A 16469-nucleotide genomic window follows, 5' to 3' on the forward strand; every position below is an offset into this window, starting at 1 on the left:
GGCAACGTGAAATCCTCCTCATTAGCCAAAACCAAGATGGCGAAGTCTGTGCTGGATGCAGGTTGGGCCATGCTGAAAACGATGCTGGATTATAAATGCGCTCACGCAGGTATTGTTTTCAAAGAAGTTGATGAGTCGTACACCACCCAAACCTGTTCGAGTTGTGGCAGTTTGCCCGATTCGAGGCCGAAAGGTATCGCAGGGCTTGGAATAAGAGAGTGGATCTGCAGTGCGTGTGGTGTCACGCACGACCGCGATGTGAATGCGGCCAGGAACATTCTTGCGGTCGGACATGGCCGTCTAGCTGTAGGAATCCCCCGCTATAATCAGCTTGCCTGATTTAGCGGAGGGAGGATGTCAATAGAGTGGTAGACCAAGATGAAAGCTCAAGTGAAATGCCCTTTCGTTCTGGTTGCTTGTATTACCGCTGTAGCGAGTTGTAATAGATTAGATAATACTGCTGAAATTGATACAGGTGCCTGATCTGGACAGAGCAAAGTGAGCGAATTGTGTTTCTCCAGAGATGCTTTGGTTAAACACTATCTGCCCACTTTTTGCCGGGCTAAGCTCCAATAAATAGTCGTATTTCTATAAGCTCTCCAAGTGATAAGGGGTGCTTAAGCTTACACGCTAGTTATCGGTGAATGAGAGTTAAAGCTCTTCAATCTGGCGACGTATATCTTCAATTTTGCGTTGCATCACCTTTTCCAGATGATCGATCTCTTCCAGCAGAATCGCCTTCTTATCTTCGGCCTGTTTGTCTTGTGCAACGAGTTTATCCAGTTCGTCGACTGCACGCAGATAGAATGGCGAAGGCTCTGTGGTATGACGATAGGTTGTGGTGCCTTCGTTAACACGCAGGTCTTTGTGTACGCGCTGGAATTTAAATTTTTTGCTCTTGGCAAACCAGTCACCCTGATGGCGATGGAAGTATATCTTCAGAATATCGATGTCACCCTCAATACGTGAGGTGTATTTCTCAATATCTCTGACGTTGTCGATACCCATCTCTTTCAGGGTTTCAAATTGAGTGTCTTTCATGGCGCCGGCCTCAGTATTCGGGGGTACAGGTCATTGTGTGTTTTTGCTGTGATAATTATGTTAACCCACTTATGATTTTGTCTTCTCCGTGTTAGGCGACATATATTTTTGAAATTAAGACAAAGCTTATTAAATTGCTCTGGTATTGATTGGGCTTGATTCCTTAGAGATGTCTGTCTAAGAGGGGGAGTTCCCTGTGTCTGAGTTGCTCAGGTAAAATGTTCAGCAGTCCCCCTCAGATTACAAACCTCTAAACCTAAGTTAAGTACAGGCTTTGATTGGACTCGTAAGCTTACTCCATCCAATGCACACGCATTGAAGAAATTAGCGCCTTACTGAGAATAATAGAGAGTCCAGCTATGAATACTTTTGATGCGATCTACGGTCGTCGCGCCATTAAACACTTTGATCCAGAGCATAAAATCAGCGCTGAGGATGAGCAAAAACTACTTCAGGCAGTGATACAGTCGCCGACCAGTTACAATGTGCAGCACTGGCGTTTTGTCGTGCTGCGTGATCCTGAACACAGAGCCGCAATTCGCAGTGATTTGGGTTTTGATCAAACACAGATTACCGATGCCTCGTTGCTGATTCTGTTTACAGCAGATACTCAAGCCTGGCAAAAACAGCCGGAGCGTTACTGGGCTGAAGTGCCAGAAGAGATTCAGGCCATGATGGTCGGTATGATGCAGGATTTTCATCAGGGACGGGAGTGGCTGCAAAGAGATGAAGCCCAGCGCTCAATCGGTATGGCGATGCAGACTCTTATGTTGGCAGCGCAGGCGATGGGCTATCAATCCTGTCCTATGATTGGCTTTGATATTGAACGCCTGGCAGATGCTATCAATCTGCCTGAAGGCTATGTTATTGGTCCTATGGTTGCTATTGGCAAGGGTACTAAAGCCCCCTGGCCAAAAGCCGGTCAGTTACCATTACAGGAGTTGGTAATTGAAGATCGTTTTGCGGCGGTTTAATTCATCCGTATAAAGCGGGCAAAGCGCGGCAGCCCTGTGCTTGTCATGCCATTATAGCGATAGGTAATGATACTACCTACCGGGGGCGGGTTTTCCCGCTCCAGCTTGCTAAAACCTGAGCCAATTTTCATCTGTCGGCCATTGTCCAGTTGTACTATTAATGCCCCCATCTGGCCGGTAAACTGGCCTTTGCCTTGGGTGTAACCGAGTACCACGGCTTCGGCATCTTCGTAGAGTTTATATTTCATCAGGTAGTCGCTGCGGCCGATTTGATATAGGGCATTTTTGTGATTTAGCATTAACCCCTCGGCACCTGAATGGCTGATCTTCTGCAGATAAATATGCAGTGCCTGCGGGTCGGATAGCTGAAAGTGTTCAACCTTGCTGATCCAGGGCGTGCCTGTTTGCTGTATCAGATGGGCCAGTTTTTCTTTGCGCAGACTGAAAACAGCAGGCTCTGCAGGCAGATCAAACAGCACATAACGTACTTTTCGCCAGGCCTGATCGTTGGGTTGCTGCTGGCGCACAATCCCTGATAGTTCGGCAAAGCGTCCCCGGTCAATCCAGAGTTCACCATCCAGGGGGATATTGGGTAATGGCTCGGTAAACCATTCGGGAGCCTGAATCACCAGCCCTTGTCGGGTGCGTAAATGTTGTCCATCCCAATAAGCCCTGACGCCATCCAGTTTTTCACTGATCCAATAATCTGCTAAATCATTTTGCTGTTGATACTGACTGGCCAGCATAACCGGGCTGGATTCCAGAGCATAGATCGGTGATATGTGTAGTCCGGGTAGCAGGCACAGGCCAGTGCCTAGCAGAGGGAGTAGGCGAGATCCCAATTGTTTGCCTGATGTTGGCGAATCCATCCTTGAATCCTCGAAGTTATGAGTTTGCTTTCAGCTTAGAAGCAATTGGCGCAAGGTAAAGGTGAAGGTGCCCTGATTAGACTAAAGCGTTAGCATGGCGAGTATTTTGTTCTTATATCTCGCTTTGATATCTTGTTTCCATATCTTATTTCCATATCAGGGGGGCTAGCCGATTGGTTAATGGGCTGGTGCTAGAGCAGATAATAGAATAAGGCATAAAGAATCACGCCCCAGCTGATCAGTGGATGAAACAGTAAGCGCCAGAGTGGATAGCCTGGTACAAACCCGACACCGTGAATAAATCCCGCGCTGATGGCCAGCATAAACAGGCTGAACAGGTTGTGATTGATCTGATGGACATCGGTCGCGATGATCTCAGGGTATAGGGTGATAACCCCGCTGATGATTACTGCGCTGAGTAAAGAGATGAATCGGCTCCAGCCGGATTCAGGGTAGGGGATAACAGGAAAGGCGCGTTTCATATAGATCAGCTCCGTTTAAAAAGACAGATGAAGTCTTGATGATTCAACTCACCAGATGCCACGACAAAAAACACCGATAAAAACCTATCTGGCAAAAAAAGCCGCCGACCGAGAGGAAACGGCCAGCAGCTAAACAGGGTGAAAGGCTTTTACTGAGGGGCTTGACTGTCCAGATCAAATGCTGGATCAGCTTCTAACCACATGGCGTTGATAATGCCGAAAGAAACGGCCAGTAACACACCTAAAATCCAGGCGAAGTACCACATTGTCTTATCCTCATTGCAGGTTCTGTTTCAGTATGACAGCGGATTGCTCTCAACCTGTTTCGCGGTCACTCGTCCCCACATTACCCGGTAGGTCCAAAGGGTGTAGAGCAGAATGATGGGGACAAAAATCATCGCCGCGATAAACATAATATTCAGCGTCAGGTGGCTGGATGCCGCATCCCAAAGGGTCAGGCTGCTGTTAGGGTCAACCCGAGATGGCAGTACAAAGGGGAACAGCGAGAAGGCTGCGGTACACACCACTGCGGTCATCGTCAGGCTGTGGCTGACAAAGGCCAGCCCTGCCCGGTGATTGCGTATCAGGAACAGGCTGATCAGCGCCGTCACAAAACCGGCGACAGGTGCTGCCTGCATCCAGGGATAAAGCTGATAGTTCGTCAGCCAAGCGCCGGGCACGGTAACCACCTCTTTTGCTAACGGATTAGGCAGTGCATCCGGTGCCGGCATGTGATCGATATGCAGTCCTGGCATATTGCTGATGAGTAACCAGAGTCCTGCCGCAGCAAAAGCGGTCATCATAAGGATCAGGCTGATCTGTCCGGCCTGGCGTGCCCGGTCAGCGATCTGCTGTTCGGCCCGCATCTGTAACCAGATAGCGCCATGAGTCGTCAGCATCATCAGGCTGACTACACCACACAGCAGAGCAAAGGGGTGAAACAGGTCAAAGAAGCTGCCCTGATAGTGTGGGCGCAGCAGATCATCCAGATAGAAATCCACTCCCAGCAGCAGGTTGCCAAAGGCAACGCCAAACACCAGTGATGGAACCGTACCGCTGATAAACAGCCCCCAGTCCCAAGTGCTGCGCCAGCGTGGGTCTGCAATCTTGCTACGGTAGTCGAAACCGACCGGGCGGAAAAAGAGCGCAAACAGCACCAGCATCATAGCAAAGTAGAAACTGGAAAACGCGACAGCGTAGACCGCGGGCCAGGCGGCAAACAGCGCACCGCCTGCGGTAATAAACCATACCTGATTGCCGTCCCAGTGTGGGCCAACCGTATTAATGATAACCCGGCGTTCGGCATCGTTTTTACCCAGAAAGGGCAGCAGGATACCCGCGCCCATATCAAAGCCGTCGGTGACCATAAAGCCCACCAGCAGCACACCGACCAGAACCCACCAGGCCAGCTTCAGTGTTTCATAATCGAGAATCATAGTTTATCTCCTGTGGGCTCAAACATTCACCGATGCGTGTTCAGAGGCACCGGTATTCTTGGTCTGATGGGCTTGCTCAAAATGATAACGGCCGGTATGCAGTGCACTGGGACCCAGGCGGGCATATTTAAACATCAGATACATCTCAGCGATCAGTAGCAGGGTATAAAACGCAACCAAGGCAATAATACTGGTGTACAGGCTGCTGGCATCCAGTGACGAGGTGCTCAGATGAGTTGGCAGTATGCCGCCGATCGACCAGGGCTGGCGTCCGTATTCGGCTACAATCCAGCCGGTTTCAGCAGCGACCCAGGGCAGAGGTATGCTCCAGAGTACAATCTTCAGGAAGGTGCGGCGGCGCTCCAGCTGGCGGGTTGCATTGAAGTAGAAGGCCAGAATAAAAATCGCCAGCATGGTAAAACCACAAGCCACCATCACCCTGAAACTCCAAAACAGCGGTGCCACATTGGGGATCGTATCCCGGGCAGCAGCTTTGATCTCTTCTTCGGTGGCATCAATCACATCCGGGGTATAGCGTTTCAGTAGCAGGCCATAACCGAGGTCTTGTTTGACCTGCTCAAAACGGGCGATCGTCTGTTCATCGGTTTGCCCCGCTCTGAGTTTGGTTAGCAGGTCATAGGCGATCATACCGTTACGGACTTTATGTTCATGTTCGGCGATCAGATCCTTAATGCCGGTGACCTCCTCATCCAATGAGCGGGTTGCAATAATGCCCAGGGCATAGGGGATCTTAATGGCATAATCCGTGGTCATGGTTTCCTGATTAGGAATGCCAAACAGCGTGAAGGATGCCGGAGCCGGGTGGGTATCCCATTCCGCTTCAATCGCCGCTAATTTGGTTTTCTGAACATCACCCAGCTCATAGCCGGACTCGTCACCCAGAATAATAACCGACAGAATAGATGCCAGACCAAAGGCCGATGCCACGGCGAAGGAGCGACGGGCAAAAGGCAGGTCGCGTCCCTTTAGCAGGTAAAAAGCACTGATACCGAGAACAAACATTGAGCCTGTGACATAACCCGCAGCCACGGTATGGACAAACTTCACCTGGGCTACCGGGTTGAAGACCAACTCGGCAAAGCTGGTCATCTCCATACGCATAGTTTCGTAACTGAATTCGGCACCGACAGGATTTTGCATCCAGCCATTGGCGATCAGAATCCACAGTGCTGACAGATTGGAGCCCAGAGCCATAAAGAATGTCACCATTAAATGGCGTCTGGGCGAAAGGCGGTCCCAGCCAAAGAAGAACAGGCCAATAAAGGTCGACTCCAGAAAGAAGGCCATCAGACCTTCAATGGCCAGGGGGGCGCCAAAAATATCGCCTACATAATGTGAGTAGTAGGCCCAGTTGGTGCCAAACTGAAACTCCATGGTCAGGCCGGTCGTCACACCCAGCGCAAAGTTGATACCAAACAGTTTGCCCCAGAACTGAGTCATATCCTTGTAGATCTGTTTACGGGTCATCACATAGATAGACTCCATAATGACCAGTAAAAAGGCTAAACCCAGGGTCAAGGGGACAAATATAAAGTGATAGAGTGCAGTGATGGCAAACTGCAGCCGGGATAGATCAACAACTTCTTCAGTGATCATAGATTGCCTCTGTTTTAAGACGACTCTGCATTACAGCCGGGTGAGATGAGTGGCAGGTTCCCCGGTGCTTTGGGGTTGAGATTCTTTCAGGCGCAGGTCAGATGAGGGCGACACCAGATTCTTCTCGGTAGGAGTGATCAGCAAGAGCTGGCTCATACGTTGAGCATCAACACTTGTTTTAGCCGGAACAACAAAGTTAATCAGGCCATACAGCAGAACCAGCTTGATCAGTAGTACCAGGCTGATCTCTCTTATCAGTGGGTGTTGAAAAATAGACGGTGTTCTCATCTTCTATCCTATGCCTGTCGAGGTGATGGGCAGAGTAAACACAGTGAAAAATAAGTACCGAAACCATGGGCTGATTCGTTAAGTGATCATGCCTGTTTTGTTTCGATGTGTTGTGCTGGCGGCGGTTTGTTATCGGTTTTATAGCACTCGCTGCGAGTACTTCTTGTATAGAGCAAAGGTTATGCCTATCTGTCATTTTTTGTTAGTTCATTGATTTTTATAGGTTTTATTTCTGTCGTCTCAGATTTTCTGTCTGTTTTTGACAGTAATGTCTGTATTGGGAGTTGTTTTTTGACATAAATGACAGTGAGCAATTTTTTATATAAGATGTTTTTAAATTATTGGCTTAGGCATTTGAGTAGGGCATGACGCTATGGAAGCTGACACAAAACGCATTGACACTTTTGACGTAACGCTGCCACCAGGAATACTGTCCATGTTGGAGAGTTACCCTGATCCAGCGGTATTGCTGTCGTTGGATTATCGTATTCTGGCGACCAATGAGGCTTACCGCCAGGCTTATGGCGATGCCAGTGTTACCAAGCGGCACTGTTATGAAGTGTCTCACCATTATGATCAGCCCTGTGATCTGATGGGAGAGTCCTGTCCCATGAAACGCTGTATTGAAACCGGTAAGGTGCAGCGGGTGTTTCATCTGCACCATACCAGTCAGGGTGAAGAGCATGTGGATGTTGAGCTGTATCCTGTCGCATCAGAGACTGGCGAGCCGGAATACTTTCTCGAAGTGATGCGCTATAGCAAGCTGGCCAGCCCTCGTCCTGGCGGCACGCCCTTGGTTGGGCGTTCGGCACGTTTTAATGAAACCCTGGGTTTGATTGAGCGGGTGGCACCCAGTGAAACCACGGTGTTGTTATTGGGTGAATCCGGTACGGGTAAGGAGCTAATGGCTCAGGCGGTGCATAAGGGCAGTAACCGCAATCAGGGGCCTTTTGTGCCGGTGGAGTGCTCCGGTTTGACCGAAACTCTGTTTGAAAGTGAGTTGTTCGGTCATGAGAAAGGTTCTTTTACCGGCGCAAACAATCGCAAGATAGGACTGGTGGAATCAGCTGCTGGTGGCACCCTATTTCTGGATGAGATCGGTGATATTCCGCTGCCACAGCAGGTAAAATTGTTACGCCTGCTGGAAACCGGCACCTATCGTCGTGTCGGTGGGGTAGAAACCCTGAAAGCGGATTTTCGTTTGGTATGTGCGACCCACAGACATCTGGAACAGCAGGTAAAAGATGGTGAATTCCGTATGGATCTCTACTACCGTATCAACGCCTTTCCGGTAGACCTGCCTGCGTTAAGAGAACGAAGCGATGATCTGCCGTTACTAATCGAGAATCTGTTACCGCACTTTGCCGGGGATCGTCAGCTGAAAGTAAGTCCTGAAGCGATCGCCTGTCTACAGCAATATCACTTTCCCGGTAATGTGCGTGAGCTACGCAATATCTTAGAACGTGCCTGTTTATTGGTCGATGACCAGGTGATTGAACCAGAGCATTTGCCAAAACACTGTCTGTTAGCAAGCCGTTGGCAGGGCAATCAGGATATTCAACAGCAACAGTTATCGGAAATGGGTGTGCTGCAGCCGATGCCGCTGTATCAGGTGGAAAAACTCTATCTACAGTGGCTGTGGCAACAGCTAAAAGGCGATAAACCGGCGATGGCTCGTCTGCTGGAGGTTAGTGAACGCACCCTTTATCGGAAATTAAAGGAATTTAATATCGATACAAACCACTGAAAAATAAGTTTTTTTAATTTATTGAATCTTTTTTCAAAAAAACGTAATTTTTTTGCATCCACTGAATAGTCACCCGCGTAAATGTTATTGAGCGCGCTTAAAACAAAATTTAAAACTCAGCAATAAAACGTGACACCTAAACAAAAATAGTCTGCTATCGGCCCAAAAGTGATTCAGCAAGGCGCTGAACAATAGAGCCATTTAAGTAGAGAGCAACAGCTTAGGTGTACATTACTCAAGGTGACTATCATGACTAAATCTAAACTGGCTATGGCCTCTGTAATGACTGGCATTATCGCACTGGGCGCGGCGACTGCGACCCCTGCACTGGCAGGTGGTAAAGAGAAATGCTACGGCGTAGCCAAAGCAGGTCATAACGATTGCGCAACCAATAACAGTTCTTGTGCGGGTACCTCTAAAACCGATAACCAAGGCGATGCATTTCTGGCAGTGCCTAAAGGTATGTGCTCCAAACTGTCCGGTGGTAGCCTGACGCCAAAAGGCTAAACCTACCTCCCGACTTACTAAGTCTGACCTCAGAAGTCAGTTTCCCCTCTGGCTTCTGAGAGACTTGGATCTTCTGAGTCAACTCTATCTTCTTCATGGTTAACCAAATGGAGTATTCGCTATGGATGCTGCACAGGATCTCTCTGCGTCTCAAACAGGTTCAAGTCTGGCTATTCCCGCAGCCAGTGTTGGTATGGGGCTGCGTGCGCCACACTTTAATGATCTGCTGACGGAGCTGCCTGAGGTGTCCTGGCTGGAGGTTCACAGCGAAAACTATCTGGATGAACAGGGCGTACAGCGTTATATCCTGCGTCAGGTCGCGCAACACTATCCATTAAGCTTTCACGGAGTTGGTTTATCGCTGGGTTCCAGTGATCCACTGAATCCTGAACATCTGACGGCACTAAAAAAACTGATCGACGAGTTTCAACCGGCATTACTCTCTGAACACCTGAGCTGGAGTTCAGTATCCGGTCGTTACTTTAATGATCTATTACCCATTCCTTATACCCAGGAGAGCCTTGAGCACTTCTGTCGTCAAGTGGATCAGGCCCAGCAAGTGCTGGGACGTCAGATTCTGGTGGAAAACCCAACCGCGTATCTGAACTACAAAGATTCTATCTTTTCCGAGTGGGATTTTCTGAATCAGATTGTTGAGCAAACCGGCTGTGGTCTACTGTTGGATCTGAACAATATCTATGTCAATTCGGTCAATCACAGCTTTGACTGCCAGGACTATCTGGACAATATCAATCTGGATGCGGTGGGCGAGCTGCATCTGGCAGGGTTCTCGGTCAATGAATATGACCAGGGGCGAATGCTGATTGATACCCATGGTAATCGTGTTAGTGATCCTGTGTGGCAGCTGTTTGCTCAGGTACGTCATCAGCTGAATTGTCAGGCACCTGCCCTGGTTGAGTGGGATACGGATATTCCTGAAATGTCCGTGCTGCTTGAAGAAGTGGGTAAAGCTGAAGCTATTCAGCAAGCGAAAGATATAGAACAGGTCGATATAACCAAACTGGCTGATGATGTATCTGCTGGAACGGGTTTCACTGTGGCACAGGAGGCGAGCCATGTCTGATCAAGCCGTGTCTGATCAAACTATAACTGATCAAGCCATGTCCGATATGGCAGCTACAGCAGCAATGCCTCAAGACCTGAAAAATCTGCAACTGCAGTTTGCCCAGGCGTTAATCACACCCGGTGAGCAGCCAGAGCTCTATCAACAGATTCAGGACAGCCAACAAATACAGGACAGCCATTTCGATGCGGATCAGCTGCTGCAGATCTATCGCAATAACTTTGTGCTGAGTCTGACAGAATCTCTGGAAATCACCTTTCCTGTATTACGGGTGATGGTGGGTGAGGAGTTTTTCGCCCAACTGGCGAAAGCCTTTATCTGCCAGGTTCCGATGGAAAAGGCCGCAGTGGCTGAGTTTGGTGATCTGCTGCCAGAATTTATGGCCAATTTGGAACAGCTCAGCGAAATGTCATATCTGGTGGATTTGGCGCGTTTTGAATGGGCCTACTCGGTACGGATTAATCGCATGCCCCAGGCAGAGCCGTTTCCTTATCAGGCGCTGGCTGAACTCAGTGAAGACGACTATGAGCGTATGAGCTTTAGCGTCAATCCTGATCTGACGCTATTTCAATCCCAATGGGCCATTATTGAACTGTTCCAGCGTTTAAAAAACTGGCTGGTACAAAGAGAAGCTTGTTGTACTGTTAACAGTAGTAGGGAGAGTGCAGCTAATGCTGCTGGTTATAAAAGTGATAGCGAACAGACAGAAGATGATCCGTTAGCAGGTTTGCAGCTGGATCAACCTCAGCAGGGTTATATCGCAACCACGGGATTGGCAGAAGTAGAATATCAGGTGGTTGATAGCGGTATCTTTGTCCTATTGGAACACTGCCAACAATCGCAATTATTTAACCAGTTTGAACATGATGATGCCGAAGCTTTACTGCAGCAAGGCATCAGCTCGGGCCTGATTACAGGTTTTATCCTGCGCTCTGAGTCTGGAGTATAAGGAATACAGTAATGACGACATTGATAACACTATATAGCCGTTTTTTTGAATGCTTGGAAAAGTTGGCTACGCCTCTGGTATTGCTGTTTGTACGCATCTGGGCGGCCAAAGCTTTTTTGCAATCCGGTTTGGTCAAAATCCAGAGCTGGGACAGCACTCTATATTTATTCGAAGAAGAGTATCAGGTACCGCTGTTACCATGGGAGATGGCGGCTTATCTGGGCACCGCAGCAGAACTGATTTTGCCTCCGTTGTTGATTATTGGTCTGATGAGCCGCGGCGTCGCTTCTGCACTGTTCGTATTCAATATCATGGCGGTAATCTCTTACCCTGTGTTATGGGATCAGGGGTTCTATGACCACCAGCTGTGGGGCTTGATGTTCCTGATGACGGCGATCTTTGGGCCTGGTGCACTGTCGGTGGATCATCTACTGAAAAAACGTTTTCCAACTAAGTGAGTGATGGTACTTGATATCACCTCTTACTATCCGCTATAACCTTTGCTCGTTTGAGGTTTTACGGGAGCCGCTGGGCTTCTGGTTCTGGGATAGTTAAGAGGTTTTTTTATGCCAACCTATGATTACCGTTGCGAAGCCAATGGTGAAGTTTATGAAGTACGTCACCCGATGGCACTGACTATTAAAACCTGGGGTGAGCTGTGCGAAGTGGGTAACCTGGATCTGCAGGGGATCGACCCAAAAGCGGAAGTGAATAAGGTATTGACCACGGCGGGCGTGGTTAGCAGTGCCGCGCTGAAAAACCCCGGTGTGCCTCCGTGTATGAGCGGTGGCGGATGTTCCGGTGGTGGCTGTAGGGTTTAGGGGCTATTGCGTTTATACATCCGCCTAGTGTGAATTAGCTTTTAAGTTAAAGCTGATTCACAGGCGCTGGTTTCTTAAGTGCTCAGAACTCAATGTAGCGCACGACCATAGCACCCAATAGGGTGAGTGAGACAACGACCAGAATCATTTGGTTTTTAAACTTAGGGTCCATATTTGACCTTTTTATCTCTACAGATTAACGACCAGAAGACAGTCCAAATAGTGTACGCTGTAATCCAACAAGCTTGCTACCGGTTTTTATCTGGCACTTACTCAGGGGTATGTTCCCGAAACTGTTCTTTAATCTGACGTATTGCATCCAGATGTGTCAGGAAAAGTTCGACCAGTTTTGGATCGAAGTGTTTGCCAGCTTCCTCTTTGATCAGATCAATCGCTGCTTCTTCAGACCAGGCTTTTTTATAAGGCCTGACACTGGTCAGTGCATCAAATACATCGGCAATCGCGACAATACGGGCGGACACAGGAATCTCTTCACCGGCTAAACCACTGGGGTAGCCGCTACCATCCCACTTCTCATGGTGACTCAGAGCGATCTCCCGCGCCGTCACCATCAGGTCTGAGGTATCTTCCTGACCCAGGATCAATGCGCCAATTTCAGCATGTTGCTGCATGATGTTCCATTCATCTGCATCCAGTTTGCCCGGTTTTTGCAGTATCGCATCAGGAATACCGATTTTTCCGATATCGTGCATGGGAGCGGCGTGCAGCAGGTTTTCCGCCTGACGTTCAGAATACCCGGCAGCCCGTGCCAGGACCTGAGCGTAATGGCTCATACGGATCACATGCAGACCAGTTTCATTGTCTTTATATTCTGCCGCACGGCCCAGACGCTGCACAATGGACAGTCGGGTTGATACCAGCTCATCCACCCGAACCAAAGACAGGTGATTTTTGACTCGTGCTCTGACGATGGCAGGGTTCACCGGCTTGGAAATATAATCCACCGCACCCAGTTCCAGCCCTTTGGCTTCATCGTCACTTTCCGACAGTGCAGAGATAAAGATCACAGGAATATGTCGCGTATCAGCGGCTTCTTTCAGTCGTTGACAGACATCATAGCCTGATAGTCCAGGCATCATAATATCGAGCAGAATCAGATCCGGGTGCTCTTTTTCGGCCAGTAAGAGCGCACGTTCTCCATCTCTGGCGTAGATCAGGCGATAGTGGGACTGAAGAATATTTTTCAGAACCTGCAGATTATTGGCTTCATCATCGACCAGAAGCAGAGTGGCCTGATCATTATGAGGTTGCATGAGTCTTCATCTCCTGAAGGTATTCATTAAGCAGACGGGCGGCATTATCCGGTTCAAAGTTTTCCAGGCAGAGTTCAACATCCGATGCCAGAGTGTCAGGCAGCTGGTGGCTGATCTGCTGGAAAAGTGTTTCAGGTATTTCCCCGGTCTGTAGTACTGAAATCAGCGCCTGCAGTTGAGTGACATCGACGGTGGCAGTAGGTTCCTTATCACTGCTTGCGGCTTCTGTGTCCATCTCTTGTAGTGGCATAGCATCCTTGATCTGATCGATCAAACGTTGATATTGCTGTAATAAAGTCTCTTGTGTGTCTTTGTCCCAGGCTGCATTTTCTTTAAAAAAACGTTCCTGTTGCGTAGCCCAGAGGGCAAGATCCGGTGGGCAAAGATTCCCGGCGGCACCTTTAATGCGGTGCAGCTCCATCAGGCGGATTGTCTGGCTTTGTGATAATCGCTCTGACAGATAACCGATCTGATTGCTTGGATCACGCAGAAACTTTGCGATAGCTTTATAGTGCTGCACCTGTGAACCCCACAGGGTGATCCCCTTGTGCTCATTGATGGTTTCAGCGGGTAATGCTATTTCGGTTTCTGCCTCTATAGCTGTAGTGATAGTCTGATCATCAGCATCGCTGTTTTGACACAGCCCCAGAACATGGGCGATCTCCATCAGAAGCTTTTCCACCTCCAGCGGTTTGGTGGCAAAACCATTCATTCCGGCAGCTAAAGCCAGTCTGCGATCCTCTTCCATCACACTGGCGGTCAGAGCGATCACTGGCGTCACTTTTTTCCGTTCGGCTTTCTCTATGGTACGGATACGCTGCGTAGCTTCGTGGCCGTTGAGTTCAGGCATCTGCACATCCATTAAAATAACATCAGGATGCTCAGAGAGATAATATTCAATGGCTTCCAGACCGTTACTGGCCGGAATAACGGTATGGCCGTGATTTTCAAGAATGGTGGTGATCAGTTCAATATTCTGTTCAACGTCGTCGGCTACCAGCACCTTCAACGGAGGCAATTTAACAATGGGGACCCTTCTCTGAGCCTCGTCCAGTGCTGCCTGGTCAGGGGTTGTCGCTTGCAGAGGCAGGGTCACTGTAAAGACGGAGCCTTGTCCCAGAGTGCTGGTGACATGAATGCGGCCACCCATCAGGTCTATCAGCTGTTTGGATATGGTGGTGCCCAGACCTGTACCGCCAAAACGGCGCGTCATACTGGAGTCGGCCTGTGCAAAGGGTTCAAATATACCTTCCAGACGATCCTCTGCAATACCGATACCTGTATCACGTACTTCAAAACAGACCTCGCCGGACTGACCTGGAGATAATGTCAGCGTGACGCCGCCCTGCTCCGTAAATTTTACGGCGTTACTCAGCAGGTTGAGGATGACTTGCTGTATTCTCAGACTGTCACCGCAGAAATATTCATCCAGCTCCGGTGAGTAGTGCAGTGTCAGATCCAGTTTCTTTCTGGCCGCCGTCAGAGACATTGTGGCGATCAACTGCTCGCACAGGGCATTTAAAGAGAAGATACGCTCTTCCAGTTCCAGCGAGCCACTTTCCAGCTTAGCGGTATCCAGTACGCCATTCAGCGGGGAAAGTAAGGACCGGGCGGATGAACGAACAATATTCAGTTTCTTCTGCTGGCGCTCATTCAGTGGGGTGTCCAGCAGCAGATCGGTAAAGCCGATAATGGAGTTCATCGGGGTGCGGATTTCATGGCTCATATTGGCCAGGAAGGCACCTTTGGCTTTCGCTGAAGCGATAGCCTCATTTTTGGCTGCCAGCAGCTGAAGCTCCAGCACCTTGCGGCTGGAGATATCCAGTAAAATGCCGTCGATCCATTTGACGTTACCCTGCTCATCCAGTACCGGCGTGCCAAACTCTTCCAGCCAGCGTACGGCACCATTTTTATGGGTAATGCGATACTCGACCACATAAGCTTCCTGCTTTTCTGCTGCCATAGCCAATGCCTGGCTGACGGTTAGATTATCATCGGGGTCGATCAGATCTGCAAAATTGACAGTACTGTCTAAAAACTCTTTAGCCGGATAACCGGTGATCTCTTTAACCCGGTCACTGATAAACAGCATGCTCCATTGCTCGTCCCATAGACAGCGAAACGATGCACCGGGAATATTGCGGATCAATGTACGTAGCTGATTTTCCCGCTCTTTCAGTTCACGGGTGATTTTTTTCTGTTGACTGATATCGGTGATAAAGCCACAAAAATAGGTCTTACCGCTCTGAGTCATCTCTGCGACAGACAGCCGGATATGAATCTCATGGCCCTCTTTATGACGAGCACTGACCTCCCGGCCAACACCGATAATCTTACGTTCACCGGTTTTCAGGTAATGGGCCAGATAGCCATCATGGGCGCTTCTGTGGGGTTCCGGCATCAGCATATTGATATTATTACCAATCACTTCTTCGGCTTTGTAACCCAGAATCTGTTCCGCAGAGCGATTGTAGGATTGCACAATACCGGTTGCGGACATCTTGATAATGCCATCCACTGCAGTATCAAACATCGCCTGTAGCTCGGAGCTGATATCTTCACTTTGCCTGAGCATCGAGCGGTAGCGCCCCAGTGCATTGATGGTGACAACCATCAGGCTGATCACAATGGTGACCGCCCCTATGATCAGCGCCAGTGTGTAGTGGCTTTCCTGCACTGGATCAAAATCGGCCATGGGTGTGCCAATAAACCGTGCTGAAGCCATTCCGATGTAGTGCATTCCGGCAATGGCCAGCCCCATCACCAGGCTGGCAATTGCTCTGAGTTTATAACCCCGCCAATGCAGATGCTGGCGTAAACCAAAGCTGACCCATAAGGCCAGAGAGGCCAGGGCTACTGCCACTACAATCGACAGTAAGAACATCGGCAAATCATATTTCAACTCCGGTGCCATGACCATTGCCGCCATGCCGGTATAGTGCATAGCACCGATACCTGCGCCGACCGCCAGGCCTCCCAGGCCGATGTGTCGTAGCGATATCGTGCTGTGAGAGAGAATACTGAGTGCCGCTAATGATGCGATAAAAGAGGGTAGCAGCGAGGCTATTGTGGTAAACAGATCGTAATTGACCTCGGTGCAGAGAGAAAATGCCAGCATGCCGATAAAGTGCATCGACCAGATGCCGATGCCCAGCGACAAAGAGCCTGAGGTCAGATGAATCTGCTTGGCTGTTTTTGAAGCGCTGCGTTGGGCAATGGCCGAGAGTGTCAGCGCCATATAGGAGCTGATGATGGCAATTATCAGAGACAGTCCAACCAGCCGATTATCATACTGCCCAATTAATAACATCGATGGGGACAGGTCGTTAAGCACAAAAAGGTCTGCTATCGCCATATATGTACCGGTGTGAAGTCAGTGA

17 protein-coding genes are annotated in these 16469 nt (G+C 49.2%); 8 read left to right on the forward strand and 9 right to left on the reverse strand.

What is annotated here, in order from left to right:
* Positions 1 to 339, forward strand: a 339-nt coding sequence (locus H579_RS25570; RefSeq protein WP_036566282.1) for an RNA-guided endonuclease InsQ/TnpB family protein, incomplete at its 5' end; no start/stop codon positions are given.
* A gap of 312 nt (positions 340 to 651) precedes the next feature.
* On the opposite strand, the gene H579_RS0113105 is transcribed toward H579_RS25570, so the two are convergent.
* Positions 652 to 1041 (reverse strand): DUF3461 family protein, encoded by a 390-nt coding sequence (locus H579_RS0113105; RefSeq protein ID WP_028301060.1) that lies wholly within the window; start codon positions 1039 to 1041, stop codon positions 652 to 654.
* A gap of 359 nt (positions 1042 to 1400) precedes the next feature.
* On the opposite strand from H579_RS0113105, the gene H579_RS0113110 reads away from it, so the two are divergent.
* Entirely contained in the window at positions 1401 to 2015 is a 615-nt protein-coding gene (locus H579_RS0113110) for a nitroreductase family protein (protein WP_028301061.1), read from the forward strand.
* On the opposite strand, the gene H579_RS0113115 is transcribed toward H579_RS0113110, so the two are convergent.
* From H579_RS0113115 to H579_RS0113140, 6 genes are all read right to left on the reverse strand, one after another.
* Complete coding sequence (locus H579_RS0113115) at positions 2012 to 2884, reverse strand: DNA ligase (RefSeq protein ID WP_051227606.1); 873 nt, start codon at positions 2882 to 2884, stop codon at positions 2012 to 2014. The genes H579_RS0113110 and H579_RS0113115 overlap by 4 nt on opposite strands.
* Positions 2885 to 3075: 191 nt before the next feature.
* Entirely contained in the window at positions 3076 to 3366 is a 291-nt protein-coding gene (locus tag H579_RS0113120; RefSeq protein WP_051227607.1) for a cyd operon YbgE family protein, read from the reverse strand.
* Between the two features lie 149 nt (positions 3367 to 3515).
* Positions 3516 to 3632 (reverse strand): cytochrome bd-I oxidase subunit CydX, encoded by a 117-nt coding sequence (cydX, locus tag H579_RS28625; protein WP_028301064.1) that lies wholly within the window; start codon positions 3630 to 3632, stop codon positions 3516 to 3518.
* Between the two features lie 27 nt (positions 3633 to 3659).
* Positions 3660 to 4802 (reverse strand): cytochrome d ubiquinol oxidase subunit II, encoded by a 1143-nt coding sequence (gene cydB, locus H579_RS0113130; protein ID WP_036566284.1) that lies wholly within the window; start codon positions 4800 to 4802, stop codon positions 3660 to 3662.
* A gap of 18 nt (positions 4803 to 4820) precedes the next feature.
* On the reverse strand, positions 4821 to 6419 hold the full coding sequence (locus H579_RS0113135) for a cytochrome ubiquinol oxidase subunit I (protein WP_028301066.1): 1599 nt from the start codon (positions 6417 to 6419) through the stop codon (positions 4821 to 4823).
* A 30-nt stretch (positions 6420 to 6449) separates the two neighbouring features.
* A complete protein-coding gene (locus H579_RS0113140; RefSeq protein ID WP_028301067.1) occupies positions 6450 to 6707 on the reverse strand; it encodes a hypothetical protein in 258 nt (85 codons plus the stop codon).
* A gap of 373 nt (positions 6708 to 7080) precedes the next feature.
* Between H579_RS0113140 and H579_RS0113145 the strand changes: the two genes are divergently transcribed.
* The 6 genes from H579_RS0113145 to H579_RS0113170 all read left to right on the forward strand — a co-directional run bounded on the left by H579_RS0113145 (position 7081) and on the right by H579_RS0113170 (position 11815).
* Complete coding sequence (locus H579_RS0113145; RefSeq protein WP_084624112.1) at positions 7081 to 8454, forward strand: sigma-54 interaction domain-containing protein; 1374 nt, start codon at positions 7081 to 7083, stop codon at positions 8452 to 8454.
* Positions 8455 to 8703: 249 nt separating this feature from the next.
* On the forward strand, positions 8704 to 8961 hold the full coding sequence (locus H579_RS0113150) for a BufA1 family periplasmic bufferin-type metallophore (RefSeq protein WP_028301069.1): 258 nt from the start codon (positions 8704 to 8706) through the stop codon (positions 8959 to 8961).
* A gap of 121 nt (positions 8962 to 9082) precedes the next feature.
* Complete coding sequence (gene bufB, locus H579_RS25575; protein WP_084624113.1) at positions 9083 to 10045, forward strand: MNIO family bufferin maturase; 963 nt, start codon at positions 9083 to 9085, stop codon at positions 10043 to 10045.
* Complete coding sequence (locus H579_RS27930) at positions 10038 to 10994, forward strand: HvfC/BufC N-terminal domain-containing protein (protein WP_051227609.1); 957 nt, start codon at positions 10038 to 10040, stop codon at positions 10992 to 10994. The genes bufB and H579_RS27930 overlap by 8 nt, the downstream gene beginning before the upstream one ends.
* Positions 10995 to 11005: 11 nt before the next feature.
* Positions 11006 to 11452, forward strand: a complete 447-nt coding sequence (locus H579_RS0113165; protein ID WP_084624115.1) for a DoxX family protein — start codon at positions 11006 to 11008, stop codon at positions 11450 to 11452.
* Between the two features lie 108 nt (positions 11453 to 11560).
* A complete protein-coding gene (locus H579_RS0113170; RefSeq protein WP_028301071.1) occupies positions 11561 to 11815 on the forward strand; it encodes an FmdB family zinc ribbon protein in 255 nt (84 codons plus the stop codon).
* A gap of 269 nt (positions 11816 to 12084) precedes the next feature.
* On the opposite strand, the gene H579_RS0113180 is transcribed toward H579_RS0113170, so the two are convergent.
* Positions 12085 to 13089 (reverse strand): HD-GYP domain-containing protein, encoded by a 1005-nt coding sequence (locus H579_RS0113180; protein WP_028301072.1) that lies wholly within the window; start codon positions 13087 to 13089, stop codon positions 12085 to 12087.
* Positions 13076 to 16444: an MHYT domain-containing protein gene (locus H579_RS25585; protein ID WP_084624116.1), complete on the reverse strand. Its 3369-nt coding sequence runs from the start codon at positions 16442 to 16444 to the stop codon at positions 13076 to 13078. The genes H579_RS0113180 and H579_RS25585 overlap by 14 nt, the downstream gene beginning before the upstream one ends.
* Between the last annotated feature and the right edge of the window lie 25 nt (positions 16445 to 16469).

The organism is Oceanospirillum beijerinckii DSM 7166 (genome assembly GCF_000422425.1).
GTDB classification, from domain to species: Bacteria; Pseudomonadota; Gammaproteobacteria; order Pseudomonadales; family Halomonadaceae; genus Oceanospirillum; species Oceanospirillum beijerinckii.